The 25,672-nt window shown below is 40.8% G+C and carries 21 protein-coding genes and 1 tRNA gene; 12 read left to right on the forward strand and 10 right to left on the reverse strand.

Annotated features, from left to right (window positions below):
- Positions 1 to 54: 54 nt before the first annotated feature.
- Positions 55 to 3,306, reverse strand: coding sequence for a DUF2723 domain-containing protein (locus KXJ59_RS14845; RefSeq protein WP_295206367.1), 3,252 nt, complete (start codon positions 3,304 to 3,306; stop codon positions 55 to 57).
- A 205-nt stretch (positions 3,307 to 3,511) separates the two neighbouring features.
- On the opposite strand from KXJ59_RS14845, the gene KXJ59_RS14850 reads away from it, so the two are divergent.
- The 4 genes from KXJ59_RS14850 (at position 3,512) to KXJ59_RS14865 (ending at position 5,906) form a co-directional block, all read left to right on the forward strand.
- Entirely contained in the window at positions 3,512 to 3,979 is a 468-nt protein-coding gene (locus KXJ59_RS14850) for a nuclear transport factor 2 family protein (RefSeq protein ID WP_295206370.1), read from the forward strand.
- 45 nt (positions 3,980 to 4,024) lie between these two features.
- Positions 4,025 to 4,555 carry a hypothetical protein gene (locus tag KXJ59_RS14855; RefSeq protein WP_295206373.1) on the forward strand — a complete coding sequence of 177 codons (531 nt, stop codon included), beginning with the start codon at positions 4,025 to 4,027 and terminating at the stop codon, positions 4,553 to 4,555.
- A gap of 428 nt (positions 4,556 to 4,983) precedes the next feature.
- Complete coding sequence (locus KXJ59_RS14860; protein WP_295206374.1) at positions 4,984 to 5,442, forward strand: hypothetical protein; 459 nt, start codon at positions 4,984 to 4,986, stop codon at positions 5,440 to 5,442.
- Between the two features lie 17 nt (positions 5,443 to 5,459).
- Positions 5,460 to 5,906 (forward strand): hypothetical protein, encoded by a 447-nt coding sequence (locus KXJ59_RS14865; RefSeq protein ID WP_295206377.1) that lies wholly within the window; start codon positions 5,460 to 5,462, stop codon positions 5,904 to 5,906.
- Between the two features lie 82 nt (positions 5,907 to 5,988).
- Here the strand turns inward: KXJ59_RS14865 and KXJ59_RS14870 are convergent, their stop codons facing one another.
- Positions 5,989 to 7,302 (reverse strand): HAMP domain-containing sensor histidine kinase, encoded by a 1,314-nt coding sequence (locus KXJ59_RS14870; RefSeq protein ID WP_295206380.1) that lies wholly within the window; start codon positions 7,300 to 7,302, stop codon positions 5,989 to 5,991.
- Positions 7,303 to 7,506: 204 nt separating this feature from the next.
- On the opposite strand from KXJ59_RS14870, the gene mtaB reads away from it, so the two are divergent.
- The gene (gene mtaB, locus KXJ59_RS14875; RefSeq protein ID WP_295206382.1) at positions 7,507 to 8,778 is read left to right on the forward strand and encodes a tRNA (N(6)-L-threonylcarbamoyladenosine(37)-C(2))-methylthiotransferase MtaB; all 1,272 of its coding nucleotides are present in this window, start codon (positions 7,507 to 7,509) and stop codon (positions 8,776 to 8,778) included.
- 99 nt (positions 8,779 to 8,877) lie between these two features.
- Here mtaB and KXJ59_RS14880 read toward each other — a convergent pair whose 3' ends face one another.
- Entirely contained in the window at positions 8,878 to 9,381 is a 504-nt protein-coding gene (locus KXJ59_RS14880) for a UpxY family transcription antiterminator (protein WP_295206387.1), read from the reverse strand.
- Positions 9,382 to 9,461: 80 nt separating this feature from the next.
- Positions 9,462 to 11,600 carry a carboxy terminal-processing peptidase gene (locus tag KXJ59_RS14885; protein WP_295206389.1) on the reverse strand — a complete coding sequence of 713 codons (2,139 nt, stop codon included), beginning with the start codon at positions 11,598 to 11,600 and terminating at the stop codon, positions 9,462 to 9,464.
- A gap of 173 nt (positions 11,601 to 11,773) precedes the next feature.
- On the opposite strand from KXJ59_RS14885, the gene KXJ59_RS14890 reads away from it, so the two are divergent.
- The 3 genes from KXJ59_RS14890 to KXJ59_RS14900 all read left to right on the forward strand — a co-directional run bounded on the left by KXJ59_RS14890 (position 11,774) and on the right by KXJ59_RS14900 (position 15,328).
- Positions 11,774 to 11,847 (forward strand) — tRNA-His (locus tag KXJ59_RS14890).
- A gap of 49 nt (positions 11,848 to 11,896) precedes the next feature.
- Positions 11,897 to 12,499 (forward strand): DUF445 family protein, encoded by a 603-nt coding sequence (locus KXJ59_RS14895; RefSeq protein WP_295206391.1) that lies wholly within the window; start codon positions 11,897 to 11,899, stop codon positions 12,497 to 12,499.
- Between the two features lie 162 nt (positions 12,500 to 12,661).
- Positions 12,662 to 15,328, forward strand: a complete 2,667-nt coding sequence (locus KXJ59_RS14900) for an outer membrane beta-barrel family protein (protein ID WP_295206394.1) — start codon at positions 12,662 to 12,664, stop codon at positions 15,326 to 15,328.
- Between the two features lie 193 nt (positions 15,329 to 15,521).
- Here the strand turns inward: KXJ59_RS14900 and KXJ59_RS14905 are convergent, their stop codons facing one another.
- The 3 genes from KXJ59_RS14905 to KXJ59_RS14915 all read right to left on the reverse strand — a co-directional run bounded on the left by KXJ59_RS14905 (position 15,522) and on the right by KXJ59_RS14915 (position 18,627).
- Complete coding sequence (locus KXJ59_RS14905) at positions 15,522 to 16,181, reverse strand: protein-L-isoaspartate(D-aspartate) O-methyltransferase (RefSeq protein WP_295206397.1); 660 nt, start codon at positions 16,179 to 16,181, stop codon at positions 15,522 to 15,524.
- Between the two features lie 122 nt (positions 16,182 to 16,303).
- The gene (locus KXJ59_RS14910) at positions 16,304 to 18,031 is read right to left on the reverse strand and encodes a phospho-sugar mutase (protein WP_295206400.1); all 1,728 of its coding nucleotides are present in this window, start codon (positions 18,029 to 18,031) and stop codon (positions 16,304 to 16,306) included.
- Positions 18,032 to 18,126: 95 nt separating this feature from the next.
- Positions 18,127 to 18,627, reverse strand: a complete 501-nt coding sequence (locus KXJ59_RS14915; protein ID WP_295206402.1) for a phosphoribosyltransferase family protein — start codon at positions 18,625 to 18,627, stop codon at positions 18,127 to 18,129.
- Positions 18,628 to 18,727: 100 nt separating this feature from the next.
- Between KXJ59_RS14915 and KXJ59_RS14920 the strand changes: the two genes are divergently transcribed.
- Complete coding sequence (locus tag KXJ59_RS14920; RefSeq protein ID WP_295206405.1) at positions 18,728 to 20,035, forward strand: (Fe-S)-binding protein; 1,308 nt, start codon at positions 18,728 to 18,730, stop codon at positions 20,033 to 20,035.
- Between the two features lie 102 nt (positions 20,036 to 20,137).
- Positions 20,138 to 20,467 carry a DHCW motif cupin fold protein gene (locus KXJ59_RS14925; protein ID WP_295206408.1) on the forward strand — a complete coding sequence of 110 codons (330 nt, stop codon included), beginning with the start codon at positions 20,138 to 20,140 and terminating at the stop codon, positions 20,465 to 20,467.
- A 1-nt stretch (position 20,468) separates the two neighbouring features.
- On the opposite strand, the gene KXJ59_RS14930 is transcribed toward KXJ59_RS14925, so the two are convergent.
- Complete coding sequence (locus KXJ59_RS14930; protein WP_295206411.1) at positions 20,469 to 21,098, reverse strand: LysE family transporter; 630 nt, start codon at positions 21,096 to 21,098, stop codon at positions 20,469 to 20,471.
- A 119-nt stretch (positions 21,099 to 21,217) separates the two neighbouring features.
- On the opposite strand from KXJ59_RS14930, the gene KXJ59_RS14935 reads away from it, so the two are divergent.
- Entirely contained in the window at positions 21,218 to 21,997 is a 780-nt protein-coding gene (locus KXJ59_RS14935) for a (Fe-S)-binding protein (RefSeq protein ID WP_295206414.1), read from the forward strand.
- Positions 21,998 to 22,384: 387 nt separating this feature from the next.
- Positions 22,385 to 22,897: a hypothetical protein gene (locus KXJ59_RS14940; protein ID WP_295206417.1), complete on the forward strand. Its 513-nt coding sequence runs from the start codon at positions 22,385 to 22,387 to the stop codon at positions 22,895 to 22,897.
- Here KXJ59_RS14940 and KXJ59_RS14945 read toward each other — a convergent pair.
- Both KXJ59_RS14945 and KXJ59_RS14950 read right to left on the reverse strand, forming a co-directional pair.
- Complete coding sequence (locus KXJ59_RS14945) at positions 22,894 to 23,079, reverse strand: hypothetical protein (RefSeq protein ID WP_295206421.1); 186 nt, start codon at positions 23,077 to 23,079, stop codon at positions 22,894 to 22,896. The genes KXJ59_RS14940 and KXJ59_RS14945 overlap by 4 nt on opposite strands.
- 123 nt (positions 23,080 to 23,202) lie before the next feature.
- Positions 23,203 to 25,656 carry a TonB-dependent receptor gene (locus tag KXJ59_RS14950; protein WP_295206424.1) on the reverse strand — a complete coding sequence of 818 codons (2,454 nt, stop codon included), beginning with the start codon at positions 25,654 to 25,656 and terminating at the stop codon, positions 23,203 to 23,205.
- Positions 25,657 to 25,672 lie beyond the last annotated feature (16 nt).

Genomic DNA, 25,672 nt, shown 5'->3' on the forward strand with positions numbered 1-25,672 from the left:
GAAAAAGAAAGGGCTCCTTTGCGGGAGCCCTTTGCTTATTAAGGTTTATTGAATTTATTTCTGCGTAGTATCTGCTGCCATCATCTTCCCGGGTATCTGTAATTGGGGGTTATACATGGTCTGCATTTGTGATATAGCCTGTAAATAGCTTTCTGCAGCACGTTTTTCCTGCTCCATACCTTCTGCTTTTCTTCCGCTTAATGAATTGTAGAAGCGCACCTGCTGTTCAAGATCCTTTTTCACGGATGATGATACTTTTTGTGCCAGCGTAGTATCGCCCGACAAATAACAGGCTTCCAGGAATACCAGTGAATTCCTGTTATGCAAATTACCTCTGCTGGCCATGCCATAGGCGAAATTACTTTCGAGCATCATGCTGTCTACCTGTTTCAGTACTTTACGCGCTTCTTCTTTCCTGTTTTTTGACGCTAGGTCAAGTGCCAGGTCGGCATAAGCAGTACGGATGCTGTTGAGGTGACGGCGGTTTTCTTCATCAAAATATACACCCTGTACATTGGCATTACCGAATTTGAACTTGTTGGTTACCTTATCCAGCATCCAGTTGGTATTTACCCTATCGTTTTCAACCGGCACTAAGCGATAAGTCATACCATCCCTGCGAAGGAACTGGTCTAAACCTAACCCATCAGTTTGCGGAGCGGTAAAATAAATGGGGCGCTCCCATTTATTGGCTGCTATTACATTCAGTACAGCCAGGTCATTTTTCATCAATGTGGTCTTGGCTATTTCAAAACGTAATTCGCTGGCAATACTGTCAGTTGCATTGACTGTACCATTTTTAATCACCGCATCACGGTCAACAGGTACTGATAATTTTCTTACCGGATAGCTATAATCATTTTGTTCATTGTCTTTACCTACATAATTCTTCATCAGGTCGTAGAGATCATAATACCTGTTTTCGGGAATACTCGGATCGGGTCTGTATTCAATGAAATCGCGCTTTCCACCTTCAATCTGCTCGGCAGACCAGATTACATCTATCGGTGCACTTTCATTTACTTTATAACGAAGCTGGTTGATATACCAGTCGATACCCAACAGACTATAGTTGATAACACGTACATCTCTTCTTACACCCTCTACTTCCTGTGCATACCATAATGGATATGTATCATTATCTCCAAAAGTGAATAATATAGCATTGGGCGCACAGCTTTCGAGGTAATCTTTTGCCAGATCGGGAGCCAGTACTTTTTTACTGCGGTCATGGTCATCCCACTCCTGTTGCGCCATTAATACGGGTACTGCGAGTAAGCAGATGAATGTGGCCAGCATAGCCGATGCTCCTGCCTGTTTTACCGCTTTACCCAGCCAGTCTCTTACTTTGAGTACACCAATACCAATCCATACGGCAAATGCATAGAAACTACCCACATAAGCGTAATCGCGTTCACGTGGCTGGTAGCCCGGCTGGTTGAGGTACAATACAATGGCAAAACCAGTGAAGAAGAACATCAGGAAGTTCACGCCAAAATCATCTCCACGTTTTTTCAGGTGATAAAACAAGCCTATCAGTCCAAGAATTAATGGTAAAGCAAAAAGGGTATTATTGGCTTTATTATTCTTCAGGCTGTCAGGCATCATACTCTGATCGCCGTAAATGACCCGGTCGAGCGGGGCAATACCTGTGATCCAGTTACCGTCTCTTACATTACCGGCAAATAATCCCTGGTTATCGTTTTGTTTACCCGCAAAGTTCCACATGAAGTAGCGGAAATACATCCAGTTCACCTGGTATTGAAGGAAGAATTTAATATTATCTAACTGGTTGGGGTCACGTTCCCAGCTACCATCGTTCAAACGATTGATGCCGAGGAAATAGGCATAATAATCTGCATGGTTCTGATCATTACTCATATCCCATACACGGGGAAATATCATTTTATCGGCTGGTGCAAATGCATATTTTCTGTCTTCACCCAGCTCAATGTATTTATCTCTTGCTTTCTGGTAACGCATGCCTGTTGTTTTCAGGTCAACGGGACGTGCAGTGAATTTCTGTCCGTATAACAATGGAAAATCGCCATACTGCTCACGACCCAGGTAGCCTACAAGACTGATGGGGTTATCTACGTTATACATGTCTACAGATGGGTTCGCATTACTGCGGATCATGGTGGTTACATAGGTACTATAACCCATCAGCATAAATGTTACACACCACAAACCCAAACGCAGATAAGCCCAGTTTTTGCGGGCTGCATATTTTAACCCATACCATATCAGTACGGCAACAAGTATAAAGAAGAAAGCAAAACCGGAGAAGAATGGCAATCCAAAACCATTTACAAACCAACGGTCGAAAGTGCCTGCAAATTTTACTGTGTATTGAATTACGCCTACCTGAACAGCACCGGTAATTATACAAGCGAGTACAAAGAACACATAGATACCACCATAAATGGCTTTTTTCTCTTTGTTGATGCCTTCTACCAGAAACAGCAAGCCGATGGCAACAGCAGTTCCCAGGATCATTAAGCCGGCCAGTGTGCTGTCCATGGCCGGGTTTCTTTCTGTTACATCGCTATTGGCCATAATTAATGCACCGATAAATGCCAGTACACCACCAATAGCAGTCAGGCGCAGAAACCATTTGCGAAGAACAGTATAGTTGAAATTGTCTCTTTTTCTGAAATAATATACCATAACAATGGCAGGAATGGTCAATAGGTTCAATAAGTGAACACCGATTGACAGCCCCATCATAAAAAAGATAAAGATGATCCAGCGATCGGCACCGGGTTCATCTGCATGGTTTTCCCATTTGAGCATTGCCCAGAATACGATGGCGGTAAAGAATGATGAAAGGGCATATACTTCACCCTCCACAGCACTGTACCAGAATGAATCGCTGAAAGTATACGCTAAAGCACCTACCACACCAGCACCCATGATGCTCCAGAGCTGACCACTATTGAGTGTATCGGTTGTTTTTACATTTACTATACGACGTGCAAAATGGGTAATGGTCCAGAACAGGAATAGAATAGTAAAACCACTTGCCAGTGCACTCATGATGTTCACGGCTTTGGCGGCCGCCATCGGGCTATCTCCAAATATTACAATGAATAAACGACCCAATATTACAAACAATGGGGCGCCGGGAGGGTGTGGTATCTGTAACCGGTAACAACTGCTCACAAATTCGCCGCAATCCCAGAAACTGCCCCCGGGCTCAGCGGTTAAAACATACACGGTACAGGCAATAAAACATACCACCCAACCCACCAGATTATTAATACGGGTAAACTGCATATTGGTTTTGGTTTTTAAGACTGGCAAACATACCTTATTAATCCTAAAATTGAAAATGGAGAGGCCCGTTTCCGTTTTTTTAAGAAAATGTTATAAAGCAGGTACTTATATATGGAAAATCGGGCAGGAACCCTTAGAATTTCCTGATCCGATTCAGGCGAGAGGGTCTTCCTTTTATGTAAGAAATCGAATCTCGAGGTTACGCTGTATTATCTTCATAAAGAAAATGTATATGTACAGGTATTTACTGGTCATCTGCTGTCTGGGCTTCGGCTCTTCTATATTAGCTAATCCTGCCAATCAGGTAACAGACAACGCTCTGTACCGGGAAATCAGGAAAGCCGACAGCCTGCTGTTCGATGCCATGAACAGACAGTACCTGGAAACCGGTATGTCTTTTTTCGATAAGGACCTTGAATTTTATCATGATAAAGGAGGGCTGGATAATTATGTACAAACAAAAGTGAAACCTGCAGCCCTTTTTCAAAATAACCGTAACAACAATTTCAGAAGAACATTGGTGGCCGTAAGTTTAGAAGTATACCCCATACCCGGTTATGGGGCTATTGAAAGCTGTTTACACTGTTTTTGCCACCTGGAAAATGGAAAAGATGACTGCGGCAGTTTTAAGAATGTAATGGTCTGGAAAAAAACGGATCAGGGTTGGAAAGTAACCCGGGTTTTAAGTTATGATCATTAAATACAATAAAGGCAGCATTCAAACCCCAAAACCTGTCTTTGAAATATGAAGCCATATTACCTCATCATTCTTGTATGTCTACTGTTAACCAATCATGGGTATTCACAGTCTGCTCCAAAAAAATGGTTTTTTTCTGTTTTTGGTCAGATCAATGATACACGTTACGATAAAGTAACCCGCCAAAATGCCTGGGGTATGGGAGGAGGGATAAAAATTGAATACAATTGGAGAAAAAACCTCGGCCTATTTATAGAAGGCAGCTCTTTTATTTTTGGCGGCACCAAAGAACTTCATGTGATCAACGGAGAACACTATCGTCCTAAAGATGGAGTAGAGAGTCTTCATACAGGGCTACAATATCGTTTATTTGGCCCGGTGAAAATGGCTACCAGTTTCGGCCCCAGTTTCTCTTTGGGAAATACAGATTGGGGGTTCAGACAAAGTCTTTTACTGTCGGGTAATAAAAAAGAAACCGTTCATCTTAGGTTTAGTTTTGATCATGTATTTCAGGATAATCATCTTATCAACAGAGATTTTGGTTATTTCGGCTACGCCTTACTGGTGAAATTGTTCTGATGTTTTTTTTTGACCTGATCATTTGTTTCATCGAAAAGCTGATGTGAAAGGCATTTTCCTCACCTTTCGTTATTGCTGCTCTATTGATTACTCTCAGGCGCTAATCATGTAACTTTTATCCTGATATCTGTAATATAGAAAGCAGATAAAAGATCAACCTTTGTTGATTCTTTTTAACTCAAACAGGAATAATGATTATCTCCGAAACCTGGATAATGCTGCCCGGATATTCTAAAGTAAACCATGGGGTTTCAAAAGACAGTTCCCTTGAAACCAGAAAAAAATGGCTTGAGTGGATTCATAAACAGCATCAGACTATTTCACTCCTTTCTGACAGTATTCTTACTCCACTTGAACAAAGATTCAATCATCTTCTTTAAACGGAAACTGTTACTAATTTTTAAACAACAACCTATAACAACAAAAAAATGAAAAAAACAACGCTCCCTTTTCTTTTGTCAGTGAGTATGCTACTAACACTGAATGCCTGCCAGACCGCTGCCGAAAAAGAAGCAGCCGCTGAAATAAAAGTAGAAACTGCACAGGAAAATCTTCAGGATGCAAAAGAAGAAACACTGACAGATGCCCAGCAACAAGCCAATGATGCTGAATGGAAAATTTTCAAAAACAACGCGGAAACAACCATTAAAAATAATGATATCAGAATTGCTGAATTACGTGTAAAAATGACCAAGTCGGGCAAAACAATGGATGCTGTTTATGCCTCTAAAATTGATGCAATGGAATTACAGAACAAAAACCTGAAAAGCAGAATTGATACCTATGATAAAGAAAAAGGGAACTGGTCGGCTTTTAAAACTGAATTCGGGCAAGACATGGATGAATTAGGCAAAGCGATTGCCGGTTTTGTAACCAGTAAAGACTAATGTTTTAAAACAGAAAAATGAAAATCAGACCCATTCCCCAATCCCTTACGGGTATACTTCGCACAGCCTGTTTAGGTTTTGTTACGCTGCTTGTTCTCCAGAGCTGCTCAAAAAAAATAAATTTCCAAACCTCTGCAGAAGTGCCTGCGGCCAGAGGTTATGTTAAGGTAAGCAAAGACGATAATAAAAATTATGTTATCAAACTGGAGTTGTCGAACCTTGCAGAAGTCAATAGACTTGACCCTCCCAAAGAAAGTTATGTGGTATGGATGGAATCAGCTAATAATCCTGTTAAAAATATAGGTCGCATCAATAGTTCAGGCAGTTTATTATCAAGGCGTTTAACGGTTTCATTTGAAACGATATCGTCAGTAAAGCCGAGTCTTATTTTTATAACAGCTGAAAATGAGCCAACAACTTCTTATCCGTCTGGAAAAAGAATGATGACCACCAGTAGTTTCTGACTGTCTTGTAGTTTTAGTTTTATATACTTTGCCGTTTATTGTTTGATCAATAGCGGCAAAGTTTTTTTTGATATTGTAATGACTAATGCGGTATGTTAAAGTGAATGAGAAAACAACTCCCCTCTCCTTCCTTACTTTCAGCAGTAATAGTACCCTCTATACCCGATAATAATTCTTTACAAAGCATCAGCCCCATACCTGTTCCTTTCTCGCGGTTGGTGCCATAAGTTGTTTTGGCTTTGAAAGTAAACAGGCTTTTTAACTGCGCATCAGACATCCCCATTCCGCTGTCTTTCACTTCAACTATATAAGCACCTGCTGTAGCTTTTTCAGTTATATGTATACTGCCATTTTCCGGAGTGAATTTGATTGCATTCTGAATGACGTTTCTGAAAACCAGTTCCATGATCCTTTTATTACCGGGAATTACCTGTGCAATGACAGGAGTGGTTCTATGTATCTGAATTTGTTTTTTTGCCGCCTGTTTTTCAAGCAATAGCAAAACCTGGTCAATGGCTTTTGAAATATTTACTTGCTCCCACTGGGTTTCCTGTAAATATTGCAGTCTCGACCATTCCAATAAATTTTCCAACATTTCAATAGTACCATCCACACTTTCCTGTAACTGAAGACGTAACTGTTCCGACTCTGATTCATTCAATGCATCTTTATGTTCCATGAGATCGAGGTAACCACGTATCAGCGTTAGTGGGCCTCTTACATCGTGGCCAATAATGGAAAAGAGTTTATTTTTTTGCTCATCAATTTTCTCCAGTTGCTGTTTTTGCTGGGCATTGATTTCTGCCCGGTCTGTTGCCAGTTTACGTTCCCGCGCATAATTGAACTTGATATAAGTGGTAATACCATAAATAACCAACAGACTACACCAATACGAGAATGTGATATCAGCAAATAAAACCGTTTGGTTTTCGTAGGTAAATTCAATAAACCCCGGGGTATTGTATTCCATCCATAATAAACCAGTAACCAGCAACAGATTCATCGCCATCCATATACGATTCATTTTATCGGGTGACACCACTAAAATGATCATGGCAGCAAGCAGAAATAATAATAGTGTTGGCCCCTGTATACCGGAATTAAAGTAATAATTCAGTGCCAGAAAACCATACCCGTTTAAGGCAAAAAACACAATGGCTGTTTTACCTTTTTGTTTGTATCTCGACAGGTAATATGCCAGTAACTGACAGGCCAATGCAAAGAATAAATAAAGACCAATCCCCACAAGTCCAATCATGAAATCGAAAATAGAGGAGACCAGAAGTATGGGAAGAAGTATCAACAGAACAGCATGAAATATCCTTTGTTCCAGGGAAAATTGTTCTGCAGAACCTATCCACCTGTTCCAGGTATGTTTTTTTATAAGGACAAGCATGTTTAAATATCAACTCTTTACTTCTTCTAAGTTATTAAACAAAACGCGTTTTTCAGGTATTGTCTGGATGAATAAAAAGGAAAGTGTCATTATTGATAGTTGCCGCTATTATATAATGCTATTCAAATAGTTATGTATATAATCTTCCTATTGTACAGACCTGATCCATCAGCAATTCCCCATTCCTTCCTACCTTTGCAGCCCATGAGTCAGAAACGTAGTGTAGCATTTCACACATTAGGCTGTAAGCTGAATTTTTCAGAAACTTCTACCCTTTCCAGGATGATGGAACAGGAAGGTTTTGAAAAAAGAAATTTTGATGATCCAGCCGACGTATATGTAATAAATACCTGCTCAGTTACAGACAATGCTGATAAAGAATGTCGTCAACTGGTACGTCGTATTCAACGACGCAGTCCCGACAGTTTTGTGGTAATTACAGGATGTTATGCGCAACTGAAACCCAAAGAAATTGCGGAGATACCCGGTGTTGACCTGGTGTTGGGGGCCGCAGAGAAATTTAATATTGCACAGCATATCAGCGAATTATCGAAAGGCGATCCTGCACGTATCTGTAGTTGCGATATTGATGAAGTGAGTGGCTTTAATGCTTCTTTTTCGCAGAACGATCGTACCCGTACTTTTCTGAAAGTGCAGGACGGGTGCGATTATAACTGTTCATTCTGTACCATACCCATGGCCCGTGGCAAAAGCCGTAGCGATAGTATTGAAAATGTACTCAAGCATGCCCGTCAGCTCGCAACTGATGGCGTGAAAGAAATTGTACTTACCGGTGTAAACCTCGGCGATTTTGGAAATCTTCCTGATGGCGCCCGTCATCAGGAAGATTTTTTCGGACTGGTACAAGCGCTGGATAAGGTTCAGGGAATTGAGCGCTACCGTATTTCTTCTATTGAACCCAATCTATTAACCAATGACATCATTGCGTTTGTTGCCAACAGCGATAAATTCATGCCCCATTTTCATATCCCCTTACAAAGCGGAAGTAATGAAATATTGGGTTTGATGCGTCGTCGTTATAAAAGAGAACTCTATGCAGAAAGGGTGCAACTCATAAAAAAACTCATGCCCCATTGTGCCATTGGTGTAGATGTAATTGTGGGTTTCCCGGGCGAAACAGATGAACATTTCAAAGAAACATTCGACTTCCTGCATGCACTCGATATTTCTTACCTGCATGTGTTTACTTATTCAGAACGCGATCATACAAAAGCATTAGAGATACAACCTGTAATACCTGTTCACATACGTAATGAAAGAAATAAAACACTCCGTAATCTTTCTTACATGAAAATGCAATACTTCACAGAGCAGCATAATAATCAAACGCGTAAAGTATTATTTGAAGCTTTTGAAAAAAATGGTATGATGGAAGGTTATACCGATAACTATATCCGAATTACTACACCTTACAGGAGAGAATGGGCGAATGAAGTGGTGGAGTGGAAGTTATAAGCTGCAAGCGACAAGCCTCAAGCTACAAAAAAGCAGTAGACACAAGGCTTAAGAGGGTTTTATCAAATACTTGTAGCTTGAGGCCTGGCGCTTGTAGCTTTACATTACTGACAAATACTCCGCAGGAAACTCTACTACCATCACCTGTCCCAGACTTTCCAGTTTTACATAGACTTTTTTCTTTCCTCCTCTGAGCACGGTTCCTTCATTGCCCATGAATACACCATGGTTTACTTTGATTTTCATTTCATTCTGGAAACCTTCTTCAGAGAGAATGGCAATGCTTGCATCTTTTTCTGCGAGATACTTTTTTATGACTGATATCTCATCATCCTTTATAACGGCGGGCTTGCCGAGGTAATGTACAAAATTGAGTACTCCGTCTGTCATTAATACTTTAGTACGTTCATCAGGAGCTATTCGCACAAATACGTATGATTTAAATAATGGGTCTTCAATAATTTTTTTCCGGTCGCTCCACTGGCGTTCTACTTTCTGCAGCGGGCACCAGCTTTCGATACCTTTCCTGATCAGTACCGAATCTATTTTTTTCTCCCATCTTGGCTTAGTATACAAGGCGTACCATTTCTTTTCTGGCTCCATCTCTCACTTGGTTTAGCTGAAAACAACAGGCGATCCCAACGGAATCGCCTGCAAATTTACTATAATATTCGGCTGAATGTTTATTTTACAGCTGCAGTTGCTTTTGTAATCTCTGTGGCGAGGCCGTTCAATACCTTAATTGTTTCACCGATATGCATATCAGTTTTTAAAGACCGGAGCCATGCCTGATAACGCTCCCCTTTATTTTTATCAGGGTTATTGAAAAACTTGTCTTTATCTACTTCCGCAGGTGCCACATTCATTTCCTGGCTCAATCTCAGCAAAGTATTATTCTGATTCACCGTTGAACGTATTCTCTTTTGCAGGTCACGGTATTTACTGATATTCAGACTGGCCGGTTCATCATTTAGTTTCGATAACCAGACAAGGTTATCTTTTAACAGGTTGAGTGAAGCATTTTGTTTTACCCTGTCATTTTCATGCTGAATAACCATGTCGTGACCATAATCTTTGTGCCAGGTTAGATAAGTGGCTTTATTAATCTGATCCCATGGTAATGCATGAGGAACATCCTTTTCCCTGATCTTCAGGTATTCGTATGAATCGGGTAATACAATATCTGGTTCAATTCCTTTTAGTTGAGTAGAACCTCCATTCACCCGGTAGAACATCTGGAAAGTAAGTTTTACGGCGCCCAAATCGGTTCTTCCGCTGTTCATATCTACTACATTGCCAAAGGGAACAGTTTTTTGTACAGTTCCCTTACCGTAAGTTGATGTACTGCCAATAACTACTCCTCTTCTGTAATCCTGAATGGCCCCTGCAAAGATTTCACTGGCCGACGCACTGAGTTCATTCACCAGTACTGCCAATGGACCATCATACAATGTACCCGGACGCTGGTCACCGTATACATTAGCTTTACCGTCTCTGTCGCGTACCTGCACTACAGGGCCCTGATTGATGAATAACCCTACCATCTGTATTACTTCATACAATGATCCGCCACCGTTATTACGAAGGTCCATCACAAGACCCTGTATGTTTTCTTTTTTAAGTTTTATGATTTCCCTGGCTACGTCTTCAGAACAACGATTACCATTTTCACGCTCATAATCCGCATAAAATTCAGGTAGCCAGATATAACCGATTTTTTTTCCGCCTTCATTTACCACTGCACTGCGGGCAAAAGTTTCATCCAGTACAATTTCATCACGCTGCATGGTGATCACTTTAATGGTACCGTCAGATTTCTTTACGGTTAACCTTACTTCTGTTCCTTTATTTCCCCTGATGAGTTTTACCACATCTTCGGTTGCAAAGCCGGCAACATCAACCGGTTCAGCTGCTCCCTGGGCTACTTTCAGGATGGCATCACTCACTGCGAGTTCACCCGATTTCCAGGCGGCTCCGCCGGGCTGAATGGATGCAATTTTTACCCCAAAATCATCTTCTGTAAGTTGTGCTCCTATTCCGTAGAAACGGCCACTCATCTGTTCATCAAAAGACCTTTTCTCAACGGGCGCAAAATAATCAGTGTGCGGATCCATGAGACTGGTAACTGAATTGATGAATGTATTAAAACGTTGCTCTTCTTTTACAGTACTTTTTATTCTGTCGAAGCGTTTATTCATGGCTTTTAATACAAGCCCTCTTGCTTCGCTTTCCAGTTCTGCATCTGTTTTTACCTGAAAATCTTTTTTGCCTTTGTTCTGCTCTCTTTGATCTACCAGGTCAACATATCTTTCAAGCGTATAGTATTTGAGCAGTTTTCTCCAGCGGTCTTTCTGCTCTGCTTCATTGGCAGCATAAGGCATTTTAGAACCATCCAGCATAGCAGTTTCTTCTTTGGTAAAATCGAAAGGCTGTGCAAGTATGTCTTTGTACAAAGCAGCTACTTCCGTTAGGCGTTTTTCATAAATAATACCTGTAGCTGGTGCGAAACGAATTTCGGCTCCTTTAATTTCATCATCCAATGTGAGTTCATATTTCTGCAAAGCATTGATATCGGATTGCAGAAAGAAACTTTTATCGCCGTCAAGTTCATCCAGGAATTTCTGGAAAAGTTTTTTCGAAAAATCGTTGTTGATATTTTTTGGACTGTAGTGTTGTGATTCCAGTAATGAGCCTACGGCTGATAATAAGCGCTGTCGTTGCGATAAAAGCACATCCGTTCCACCACCTGTATACCTGAACGCAAAGAACAGCGCGCCGAATAATACTACGGCGAGAACGACCAAACCTTTTCTACTCTTCATAAAATCCTTGATTTTTTGCATGATACTCTTCAAAAATAACTGAAAAGCCCGATCAGTGATTCATTGTTTTCACCAATTAACAAAGGTTTTGATGAATGGCTGACCGAAAAAAAACAACCGATTCTTATATGAAAAATGTTCAATTACCCCTATTTTTGCACTCCAATAAAACGGAGAGCGTAGCTCAGTTGGTTAGAGCGTCAGTTTGTGGCACTGAAGGCCGTGGGTTCGAGACCCATCGTTCTCCCTGATAAAACCTATAAGACGGAACCTTATAGGTTTTTTAAATTTTATACATGAGTTATTCTTTGATATTAATTCCCCTTATTTCTGCCTTTATCGGCTGGTTCACCAACTGGATCGCCATAAAAATGCTTTTCCACCCCCGTGAACCACGCAAAATACTGGGTATAACGTTTCAGGGTATTTTCCCTAAAAGACAGCAGCAGTTTGCCGAAAAACTGGGTAAACTGGTTAGCGAGGAATTACTTTCTTTCTCCGATATCGAGGAAAAAATTACCGACCCCAAGAATATTCAGCAACTGATGCCGCTGGTAGAAGAACATATAGACCAGTTCCTGCGCAAGAAACTGGCCGAAGAAATGCCCATTATCAGCATGTTTATCGGTGAAAACACCATTCAGCAGTTGAAATCGGTCTTTCTGAAAGAACTCGAAACCCTGTTCCCGCTCATCATGCAACGTTATATGGGTAATCTGCAGCAACAGCTTGACCTTGAGCGTATTGTTGTTGAGAAAGTAGCCGGCTTCTCCACCGACAAACTGGAAAGCATACTCGTGTCTATTATGTCTAAAGAGTTTCGTTTTATCGAAATACTGGGTGCCATTCTGGGATTTATTATCGGGCTTTTACAGGTATTCATCAGCCTGCTCTCCTGATACACCGAATTAAAACAGGGCGTCACCGACAAGTCATCCTTTCAGGGGTATACTGCTTCAAACTTTACCCATTTATGATTGTCATACTACCGTCTGTGTAATGAAAAATAACATACAAAAACAACGTTGCAACTTTGCATTAGTATAATTCAACATAAAAACATGAGCAAATTATTTACAAGTTTGGTTTTTCTTATTCTTTCTTCTACCCTTTTTGCCCAGTTCCCGGGTGCCAGAATGGGTGGTGGTACCGCTAACATGAATGTTGGCCATTTTTATGGTAAGATCGTTGACAGCAAAACCAATAAGGGTATTGAGGGTGTTACCGTTCAGATTTCGGGTAACCGTTTCGACACAGTGGCCAAAAAAATGGTACAAGCCATTTTAAATACACAGATTACACGTGCCAATGGTGATTTTAGTTTTGAGAACCTGCCGGTATTTGGTGATTTTAAACTGAAATTCAGCGCTTTAGGTTATGCTGCACTTGAGAAAACAGTATCATTTGGTATTAAAATGCCTGCCCGCGGTGAAGCTGGGGCAGCTGGTGGAGGTATGCAGCAGATGGCTGGTATGACCGATAAAGACCTCGGTAACTTTAAAATGGAACCCGATGCAACCGATCTGGGGAATGTTACCGTTACTTCTACGGCCAAGCCTCAGTTTGAAATGGGTATCGACAGAAAGATCTTTAATGTTGACAAGAACCTGGTTAGTGCCGGTCAGACAGCAACTGAGATCATGAAAAATATTCCTGCACTGAATGTAGATGTTGATGGTAATGTAACCCTCAGAAATGCAGCCCCTACCATTTTTATTGATGGTCGACCTACAACTGTTACACTGGATCAGTTACCAGCAGATATTATTGAAAGAGTAGAACTGATTACCAACCCCTCAGCCAAATTTGATGCATCGGGTGGTAACGCAGGTATTCTGAACATTGTTTTGAAAAAGAACAAAAAGACCGGTTATAATGGTGGCATCAGAACTGGTGTTGATTCCCGTGGCCGTATAAACCTGGGTGGTGATATCAATATTCGTCAGAATAAAGTAAATGCTTTCCTGAGTGCGAACTTTAACCAGCGTAAATCTATCTCGAATAACTACACAGACAGAACCAACCTGTTTTCAACACCCAGTAATGTAAAAACTACGGGAAAAGGTGTAAATGAAGGTTATTTTGGTTTCTTCCGTGGTGGTTTTGATTTCCTGGTTGACAATAGAAATACGATTTCACTTGCAGCCAATTATAACAAAGGTCAATTTGATAATGTAAATACACAAAGAGTTGACTCTACTGTACAAAACAATTTTACATCTTATAACCAGATTCAGAATAACAGCCGCAGTAATTTTGAAAACTTCGGAACACAGTTAAGTTATAAGCACAATTTTGCACGTAACGGAGAAAACATTTCAGCTGACCTGAATTTTAATTCGAGTAAAAACGACAATAATGCCTACACCGGTACCAGCACTTTTAAAGCTGACAACAGCGTTAAATTCCCTGCACTGCTGCAACAAACAACTGGTAGTGGTACCAATAAATTTTACACTCTCCAGACCGACTATGAAAATCCGTTAAGTGACGACAGTAAGCTGGAACTCGGTGCCCGGGCTGCATTCCGCGATTTTGGTAATACCAGCAACCAGTTCAGGTACGATTATGGCACCAGCAAATACACACTGGTTCCTGCTATCAGTAACCGTTACAAATTCAATGATCAGGTATTTGCAGCATATGCTACATACAGTTTTAAAGTAAAGAAATTCAGCTATCAGTTAGGTTTACGTGCTGAAAGTTCAAACTATACAGGAACACTTTTAAAAACGACTGGTGCCGATTCATCGCAGTTCAAAGTAGATTTCCCTTTGAGCCTCTTCCCAAGTGCATTTATTACGTATAAGATGACCGATAAGGAAGATTTACAACTGAACTATTCACGTCGTGTAAACAGACCTAATTTCTTCCAGTTAATGCCTTTCCCTGATTATTCTGATCCACAGAACATCAACATAGGTAATGCAGGACTGAAGCCTGAGTTTACCAATTCATTCGAGGTTTCTTATAACAATGCTTATAAGCGTGGAGCTAATTTCCTCGTAACAGCTTTCTTTAAATACAGTACCAACCTGATTACCCGTTATTCCTACACCGGTAAAAATGAGTTAAATCCAACAGATACCACACCAGTATTCTATAACTCATATATCAATGCCGATAACAGCATTACATATGGTTTGGAACTGAGCAATAAAATGCCTGTTACCAAGTGGTGGGATCTTACATTAAGCGCCAACTTATTCAGCGCTAAAATCAATGCTACCATCCCTGGTCAGAATATTAATAACGATGCCCGGGTAAGCTGGTTTGCTAAAATGAACAGTAGCTTTAAAATAACCAAAACACTGTCTATTCAGTTCAGTGGTGATTACCAGGCTAAAACTGTATTACCTCCAGGTGGTGGAGGTGGTGGTCGCGGTGGCGGCGGTGGTGGTATGATGTGGGGTGGTGGTATGCAAGGTACCGCTCAAGGTTACAACCTCCCTCGTTATGGATTTGACCTGGCCATCCGTAAAGAATGGACTTGGAAAAATGGAAAAAGCGGCGCTTTAACATTAAGCATGAACGATATTTTCCGTACCCAATTATTCGAATCTTATTCTGAAAGCAACCTGTTCACACAAACCAGTCAGCGCAGAAGAGACCCGCAGGTATTGCGCCTGAACTTCAACTTCCGTTTTGGCAAGTTTGATGCTACCCTCTTCAAACGTAAAAACACCAAAGCAGATCAGGGTGGTGGAATGGATATGATACAGCAGTAAGAGAACAGAAGAATAAGAAATAAGGAACAAAGAAATGTCCAAGTGAATTAATTCGCTTGGACATTTTTTTTCGATGCATAAAAAAATCAGGAGATGAGAAGCAGCTAACTCAAGCTCTTCCCGGCTCCTGATTCCTCATCCTTAATTTTATATTTCCCTTCCTCTGTTCCTTATTCCTCTGTTCCTCTGTTTCCTACCTGTTTTTCCCTGTCAGCATGGGCACAAAAGAAAACTCTTCAAATGCTTCTTCCTGCAGGGTTCCGTCCTCAAGTTTTGTAATGCGGAGCATGCGTTGGTTCTCTCCTTCATCAACAGGTAATACCATCATGCCTCCTGTTTTTAATTGTGCTACGAGTTTGGGAGGGATGAAGGGTGCTGCTGCGGTGATTAATATTTTATCGTAAGGCTGAAATGCGGGAAGCCCTTCAAAACCGTCTCCAAAAAAGAATTTGAGGTTTGGATAACGCGATTTGAATACAAACGAAGTATGCTGATCGTATAATTTTTTTTGACGCTCAATCGTATACACTTTGGCACCCATTTCGGCGAGTACAGATGATTGATAGATACTACCCGTTCCAATCTCTAACACTTTTTCCAGTTTTTTTATTTTGAGTAACTGGGTCTGGTAGGCTACGGTATAGGGTTGTGAAATGGTTTGTCCCTCTCCAATTGGAAAGGCCCTGTCTTCATAAGCAATTTTATCAAACGCTGAATCAAGAAAAAAATGTCGGGGTATATTATTCATCGCCTCCAGCACTGCTTCATCGGTAATACCTTTTTCACGCAACAACTGAATTAATTGTCTCCGTAAACCTTTGTGCTGATAAGTATCGTCGAATTTTGGTTTCATAAGCAGATACGAATATAATATTTCCCCTCTGCCCTGTTCAGGAAATCAGCAGACTGTGCAAAGAATTGTACAGCAGAATAATTACCCACATGTCATGTTTTCTCTGCGTAAACGCTGAATTTTTACTGTAAATTCATATCTGTTATAATCCGTTTTACCTTATTCTGCAAAGCTGCATACTGTTCATCAAAGGCAGCTTTTTCTTTCAATATCGTATTCACACTAAAATAAAACTTGATTTTGGGTTCAGTACCCGATGGGCGTGCCGATATTTTGCTGCCATCTTCCGTTATGAATTGTAATACATTGCTTTTGGGTAATTCAATTTTCCAGCTCTCTCCTGTAATCAGGTTTTTACCAGTCTGCAAATCATAGTCGAGCAATTCTACCACTTTTGCACCATCAATGGTAGCAGGTGGTTGCTGACGATAGCTTTCCATCATGGCAGCAATTTCTTTCTGGCCATTCATCCCCTTTTTTGTAATACTGATCAGGTTCTCATAATAAAAACCATATTGAATATATAGTTCTATCATCTTATCAAACAATGTCCTTCCTTTTGCTTTTTCGTAGGCAGCCATTTCACACATGAGGGCAACTGCACTGATGGCATCTTTATCGCGTATCTTATCCCCTATCATCAGGCCAAAACTTTCTTCTCCTCCTATAACATAATTTTCTTTACCTTCTTTCTCTTTGATCAATTCTGCAATCCACTTAAACCCGGTGAGTACATTATAACAGGCTACATTATTCTGCTTCGCTACCTGATTAATCATTTGTGTGGTTACGATGGTAGATATAACCATATCATTCGGAGTGGCGATACCCTTGGCTTTTCTGGCTTCCATCATGTATGCAAAAGCCAGTACGGCGGTTTGGTTGCCATTCATCAGCACCCATTCGCCTTTATGGTTTTTTACCCCTATTCCCACGCGATCGGCATCAGGATCGGTACCCAATAAAATATCTGCATCAAGTACTTTGGCTTTCTGCAAACCAATGCTCATGGTTTCACTTTCTTCCGGATTAGGATAGGCAACCGTAGGAAAATTACCATCCGGATTCGACTGCTCTTCCACCACAGTAACATTGGTAAACCCAAAAGTTTTTAATACCTGTGGTACCAAGGTAATTCCGGTTCCATGAATGGGGGTATACACTATTTTAAGATCATGTTGTTGAGCAATTACATCCGGGTAAACACTCAGCTGTTTTACCATATTAATGTATGCTTCATCCATTTCAGTACCGAGTAAAGTAATATTTGCAGCCCCTCCATCCCATTTTACATCATCTACGTTGGTAATGGCTTCTACTTCTTTGATTACATTTTTATCATGGGGAGGTACCAACTGCCCTCCATCATTCCAGTATGCTTTATACCCGTTATATTCCTTCGGATTGTGGGATGCAGTACATACCACCCCGCCCTGGCAACCCAGGTGTCTGATGGCAAAACTCAACTCAGGTGTAGGCCTCAACGCTTCAAAAAGGAATACTTTTATTCCATTGGCCGCGAATACATTGGCAGTAGTTTCTGCAAAAAAACGGCTGTTGTTCCGGCTATCATGAGCAATGGCCACTTTGATCTCTGCACCTGTATAAGATTTTTTCAGGTAATTGGCAAAGCCTTGAGTGGCCATACCGATGGTATATTTATTTACCCTGTTGGTTCCAACACCCATAATACCGCGAAGTCCGCCCGTACCAAACTCAAGGTTCCTGTAAAATGCATCTGCCAGTTCATCTGGCTGGGTTTCCTGCATTTTGCGTATGGCATCTTTTGTAGCTGCATCATAATTTCCATTAAGCCAGCTATTTACTTTTTCCAATATGGCAGCATCCATAAATGATTGATTTTATAATTGCTTTGATTGAATATAATAAGTTTGGAGATATTTTGTTCATTTTCCCTGTAAACGCCTGGATAACATACCCTTTCTCAGGAAATATAAGCCCCTTCCACCTGACCTTCTCTCACTTCTACCTGAATATGGTCCTGTATGGTTGTGGCAACAGATAAGCCTACAAAATCGGGTTTTACCGGGAAGAGTTTATGCATACGTTCCACCAAAACCAATGTCTGGATGGTTTTTGGGTGAAATTCCAGCAAAGGTTTTAATGCATACAAAAGTGTTTTGCCACTATTGGTTACATCATCTGTAATAACCACATGCATGCCATTCAGATCGACTGATGTGTTAATCTCAACATCCCGGGGCATAGATTTATCCAGCGATAAAGAGGCAGTGAGTATATCATTGGAAATATATTCTTTAAGACAGGTTGCTATTTGTTCAGCGATTACGGTACCGCTGTTACGTATACCCAATATCACAACCGGTGTAAGGTCTCCGTTGAGTTGTTCGGCCAGTTCAAGGGCCATACGATGTAGTTTACGGTTAGCGGTTGCTTTATCGAGGATATAATTACGTTCAGGCATGAATCGGGTTTATCTCTCAAATGTAACAACAATAAAAGCAATCAACAATCACCCGGTCAAACAATCAAAACTATTATCTTAGCACCATCAAGCCTTGCTTATGCAGTATATCCAGCAAATTATATTCGTTGCAGTTTCGGCAGTATCAATCTGGTTGTTTGCACGGAAAGCCGGTGAAATACGCCGGAACATTTTTCTGGGGAAAGACGAAAACCTGAACGATTACCCTTCCCGGCGCTGGAAGAACCTCTTGCTGCTGGCATTTGGACAAAAAAAGATGTTTTCCAATCCATTGGTCGCCATCATGCACTTTATTATTTATGCCGGATTCATTATCATCAACCTCGAAGTATTAGAGATTGTATTAGACGGTATTTTAGGGAAGCACCGTTTATTCGCCGCACCATTAGGCAGTCTATATAACTGGTTGATCAATGCCTTTGAATTTCTTGCTGTGGGTGTGCTACTTGTTTGTATTGTTTTCCTTTGCCGCAGAAATATCATCAAACTGAAACGGTTTATTGGCAAAGACCTGAATGGTTGGCCTCGCTCAGACGCCAACTATATTCTTTTCACAGAAATAGTGCTGATGAGCCTGTTTCTTACGATGAACGTTACCGACCTTGTTTTACAGGGAAGAGGCAATAGTCATTACCCGGTAACAGGACAATTTTATTTTTCCGGCTTGCTCAGTAACTTATTCACCGGGCTAAGTGATGGAACACTGGTTACCATTGAACGTATTTGCTGGTGGCTGCATATTGTTGGCATATTTGCTTTTTTGAATTACCTCCCTTATTCCAAACACCTGCATATTATGCTGGCCTTCCCCAATGCTTATTATGCAAGACTTGAAGTACAGGGTAAGATGAAAAATATGCCCAGTGTACAGAATGAAGTATTATATGCCATGCAGCCCGAAACAGCCCCTACCGATGCTGCACCACCTGCTCGCTTTGGTGCAAAAGATATTTTCGACCTGAGCTGGAAAAACCTGATGGATGCTTATAGCTGCACAGAATGTGGCAGATGTACTGCTGCATGCCCGGCCAATACCACAGGCAAATTATTAAGCCCAAGAAAAATCATGATGGCCACCCGCGACCGCATGGAAGACGTTGGTAAAAACATCAATGCCAATAAAGCATTTGTGGACGATGGCAAATCATTATTACACGATTATATTTCTGTGGAAGAGCTGAGAGCCTGTACCACCTGTAATGCCTGCGTGGAAGAATGCCCGGTAAGCATTTCACCTTTGGAAATTATTCTCGAACTACGCCGTTCCCTGATTATGGAAGAAAGCAATGCACCACAGGAGTGGAACGGGATGTTTAGTAACATGGAAAATAATTTTGCCCCCTGGAAATTTTCACCTGATGAAAGAGACCAATGGGCAGCAGAATAAATAAGAAATGAGGAACATGGAATAAGGAATCTTGAAGTAAAGCCAGATTTCCTTTCATATTCCTTATTCCCTATTTCTTATTTCATGTTTCAATCCATTTGTATGACACTTTCTCCCTTTCCATTTTCAATTACTGATTTCAAAGATGTGGCACCTGAACTTCACCAGGGTATTACCGGTGTTGCAGAGTGGAAGATTATCCGTAGAGATGATATACGCATCAGACTGGTTATTTACTCACCCGAATACCTTGCCGATCACTGGTGCAGCAAAGGCCATATCATTTTCTGTGTTGATGGTGAAATGGAAACTGAACTGGAAAATGGAACAAAGCATGTATTAAAGAAGGGGCAGGTTTATACTGTTGGTGATCAGTCAGACGCCCATCGTACCTATTCAAAAGAGGGCTGTATTCTTTTTATTGTAGACTGAATTATATCCAGGGCTTGTATACCATCCTGTACAATTGAATCAATGCAGTAATGATAAAGATTACTCCCATGATCTGGTTTAATGTTTTATTACTGGTATTATTCTTTTTAACCAGCCAGTTACCGCCATGGATATAAAGAGCCAGTCCTCCAATAGTACCCACCCCTGCTCCTGCCGTAAACATATTAAACGCTTCAGGAGTTACCGGTAATACTTTTGTCTGAATCATGGTAGAAGTCCATAAAAACCAGAAAGGTATCTGAATCGGATTAAGTGCACTCATCATAAGTCCGAGCAGAAAACGATGTAATTTATTATCCAGTATCACTGATTTTTTTTCTGAAGCCTGTTTTCTGGCAGACAGGAAAGAAAGTACCCCAAGTACTAAAAACAAGACTACTGTTACCCAGCCCAGTGCCACAAACCAACTGCGGTGCTTCACTACCCAATCCATACCTGTAAGGGCAAAACGCAGGTAAAGCATTTCCACAATGGCCACGCCAATGGCAAACATCCAGGCCTTTTTAAAGCCTTCCTGTATACCAATCTGGGTGGAAGTGATACTCATATTGCCTAAAGGCAATTGCCCGAGAAAACTAATCAATGCAGCGATAAAAAAAATATACGTCATATGGCAACTAAACCTTGCAATAATAACAATAGCCTGTGAATATAACTATCCCTTGTGAAATTAGCGATTATAGTGCCTCTAAAAGGGCATTTTCATTTACATTCGTAAAAACTTTTGCTATGAAAGTGATGACCATGGCTGAAATGGCAATGAATGGAGAAACACCCGAAGTATTGTTTTGGGTAGGCTGTGCAGGTAGTTTTGATCAGCGTGCGCAAAAGATTACTAAAGCTTTTGCAAGTATCCTTGATAAAGTAGGATTCAGTTATGCCATACTGGGTAAAGAAGAAGCCTGCACCGGCGACCCCGCACGCAGGGCAGGTAATGAATTCCTGTTCCAGATGATGGCTTACCAGAATATTCAGGTATTGAACGGGTATGGCATCAAAAAAATCGTTACCACCTGTCCCCACTGTTTTAATACCCTGAAAAATGAATACCCCGAGCTGGGCGGAAACTATGAAGTCATTCATCATACCACCCTGTTACAGCAACTGATAGATGAAGGACGTATTAAATTAAAAGAAGGGGGCAGTTTTAAAGGAAAGAAAATTTCATTCCACGACAGTTGTTACCTGGGGCGTGCCAATAATATTTATGAAGCTCCGCGTAAAGTACTCGAAGCACTGGATGCAGAACTCGTAGAAATGAAGCGCTGCAGAAGCAAGGGACTTTGCTGTGGTGCAGGCGGCGCTCAGATGTTCAAGGAAGATGAGCCAGGTGATAAACGAATTAATATAGAAAGAACAGACGAAGCATTGGCTACTGGTGCGGGTTTTATTGCAGCAGCATGTCCATTCTGTAATACCATGATGACCGATGGTGTAAAGAACCGGGAGAAAGAGCAGGAAGTAGAAGTATTGGATATAGCAGAGATGGTAGCGCAGAGTATGATTTAATGGCAGATGTCGGATTTCTGATATCTGATGCAGGATGTCGGATATGATGGTAATCACCTATTCATTCTTAGTATGAATGCTGTTATAATTTTTTTCAAAAAGGGAACGGAGCAGTTTCGCTGGCGGTATTTTTCCTGGAAAAGAATGTGCTGGCTCAGCCTTTTTTTGTTTGTCTTTTTTATTGGCTGGCGTTTATTATTTCAAAAAGAAGCTGCTGAAGAGCTTGCTTCCCCCCGTCTGTTCAGACACTTTAGCCTTGCCATTTTCATGGGTTTCATATCCGCTTTCTCAAAACCACCTGAAACAGAGACTGACTAACCCCAAAAGAATCTGACATCAGAAATCAGCCATCTGCCATCCATAAATCAAACCTGCTATCTTTGTCCTATGGATCTGAACTACCAATCTTTTATCCCCGCCGATTTTCATCCCGGCTCACGTGTGTGGGTGTACCAGTCTTCGAGATTATTTCTCATCAGTGAAGCATTTGAAATTGAAAATATATTGAAAACGTTTACCAGCCAGTGGCTGAGTCATGGCACACCTGTAAAAGGATACGCCAATCTCCTCTTTGGCCAGTTCCTTGTTTTTATAGCCGATGAAACAGCAACAGGGGTAAGCGGTTGTAGTACCGACAGTTCTGTTCGGGTGGTAAAAACGATTGAAGAACGTTTCAAAGTAAGTATGTTCGACAGACAGCAGCTTGCCTTTGTAGTGAAAGATAAAATACAACTGATACCATTGGCGCAATTCAGTTATGCACTGGAGAATAATTTTATCAATCCCGACACGCTTTATTTCAATAACCTGGTAGCCACAAAAACAGAGTTGATGGAGAAATGGTTGGTGCCCGTGAAAGAGAGTTGGTTGAACGGGAGGATACACAAAGTGTCCAACTAATTCTGTACTTTCTTTTTCTTAAACAGCGGGCGCATCCATTCCGCAATCAAACCCACAGCTGTAGTACTGATACCAAGAGCAAGTGATTGTTTCAATTCAACACCAAAGCCCCAATAACTTAAGGCAAATAACAGAAACCCAATGATTGCCGAAGCAATTACAAGACTAATCTGGTATTTCATGTTTTTTATTTTACAGTAAAATAGAATTAATATTTTATATTATGGAGTGAATGGGATAAAAATACCTGATAGTATGAAGAATAGATTTTAAGCCACAGATTCACAGATTATATTTAACACTTATCAGGCTTTACTTGCTTTTTGCAAAGCTGCTTTTTTGTCTTTCTCACTCAGTTTCGATTTCTGTACCACCCTGTTTAGCTGGTAACTTACCGATAACCTGAAATTGCGGGTATTGCTTGAATTGAAGCTCTCCAGATTGAAATTAGCACCATAAGTATAAGTAGTATAACGCTGGGTTGTAAACGGATCTATCGCATTAAAACTTACAATCAATCTTCGTTCAAAGAAACGATGCTGTACACCCAGGTTCATGTTTACATTGCTCCTGCTTCTTCCCTGCGGATTGGCAAAGTTGCTGAAACGAATGCTTCCTTCAAATGTAAGTACGTTACTGGGCGTAAACGTATAATTGAAACTGCTGTAAAAACTATTCCCGTCGCGGTATTTATATAATGTTTTTTCTGCGGTACTGTATCGGTTCATGGTATACCCCATACTGGTATTAATACGCCACTGCCGACTGATGGTATAACCACCCCAGATACTGGCTTCATATTCTTTTCTGTCGGCAATATTCAACCAGCTTACTTCTGTTTTACCACCACCAATCAGGTTACGGATAGAGTTAAACACATCTCTGAGTTTATTATAGCCTACCGAGGTATTGATGTAATATTTCCCCTTGATCCAGCTTACTGTCCAGTCGAAATTATCAGACAAAGTAGGTCGCAGGTAGGGATTACCAAAGCGGAGATTATAGGGATCACTGTAATCCACATTCGGATTCAGTTCGCCAATACCCGGTCTGCGTATAGTTGCTCTGTATACAACAGAAGTGTTCAGTGTTTTATTAAACTCTTTGCGCAAGGTAAAATTGGGTAAGAGGTTCCAGTATCCATTGTTTACATTGGTACTATTGCCTTTAAAGAAAGTGAAACCCATGGCAGTATGTTCGGCCTGTAGTCCCATATTCAAACGCCAGCCTTTGGCCATCTGCAATCCAAAGCCAGCCCTTGCCGTAAAAATCTCCTGACGAAAGGCAAAATCATTACTCAGCAGGTCATTGGGTATAAACAGGCTGTCTGATTTCCTCAGAAAACTTGTATTTAAAGTGTTATGAAAATAAGAGCGATTATAGGTTACGCCCGTTGAAAAATTACTCCCTTTTTTCTTCAGGGGTTTATTATAATCCACCCTTGCAGAAACAGAGCGGTTATAATTATCGAAGAATTGCGACTGTGTGGAATCAATACCTGTGGGCGACAAATCGGGTTGCAGGAATTCCTGGAAAAAACCACGGTCATTATTGTTCTTATTAAAATTGGCATTTAAAATAACCCTTAAAAATTCAGCAGGATTTTTTGCCTTGTGGGTATAAGATAAAGAAGCATTGTGTCCATAACCCTCCCCTTCACTCCGGTTGGTACGGGTACTGTATCGATATACTTGTTTGTCTTTATTTATATTGGTAAAAGTGCTATGACTTTCGTTATCATAATAATTCAGGTTACCCTGGTATGTAATATTTAACTGGTTTCTTTTATTGAGTTCAAAATCGCTTTGCACCCGAAGGTTGGGTCGGATATTTCTATTTTCAAATGCACCTGTATTGTTAAAGTAATTGACAGAATCCTTGTATATATTTTCGCGTTTGGAATAGCTGTTACCCGTTAATATACTTCCGCCAATACCTGCGGTAATATTCAGTGAGAAAGGTTGTGTACGGTAGCTTGCATTCAATGCAATATTGCCCTCTCCCCTTGTACCCCCACTTATTGTTGTTCTACCCACCCATCCTATTTTTCCTTTTTTGGTCACAATATTAATCACACCACCTGTTTCTGTTGCGTATTGCGGTGGTGGATTGGTCATGATTTCTATTTTCTCGATACTGCTTCCAGGCAGACTTTCCAACAGATCCTGCAGTTGTTGTGCATTCAGCTCTGTGGGTTTATCATCGATTAATATCTTGGGTTCTTTTCCCTTGAGTAAAATTTTACCGGTAGGGTCATTATTAATCAATGGCATATTTTTCAATAACTCTGCTGTTGTAGCACCGCCACTCAATGCACTCTCGCCAACATTATAGGTAATTTTATCGTCTTTGTTTTCAATCAACGGCTTCTCTGCATAAACAATCACTTCATTCAATGCGCTTGCCGCATCACTTAGTTTAACATCTCCGAGATTAAAATCATATCGTTCGGGCCTGAGATAAATACTGTCAATCTGCGTTTCGGCAAAACCCACCATATTAACAATTAAACGGTAATATCCCAAGGCAAGTTTACTAAACTCAAATGCCCCATTCTTATCGGCAACCTTGCTCATTTTTTTTGTGGTGTCGGCTAATAACTGCAATTGTACACTGGCAAATGCCAGTGGCTTACCCGTTTTAGATTCCAATACATTACCAATAACAAGCCCCATTTGAGCACGGGGTTTATCTTCTGTTTTTTGGGCGAATAGTGATGGAGTACCCAATAGGAATACCCACAATAAGTAAATTCTCAAGGTTTATCGATTGCTT

This window comes from Sediminibacterium sp., assembly GCF_019264485.1.
Lineage (GTDB): Bacteria > Bacteroidota > Bacteroidia > Chitinophagales > Chitinophagaceae > Sediminibacterium.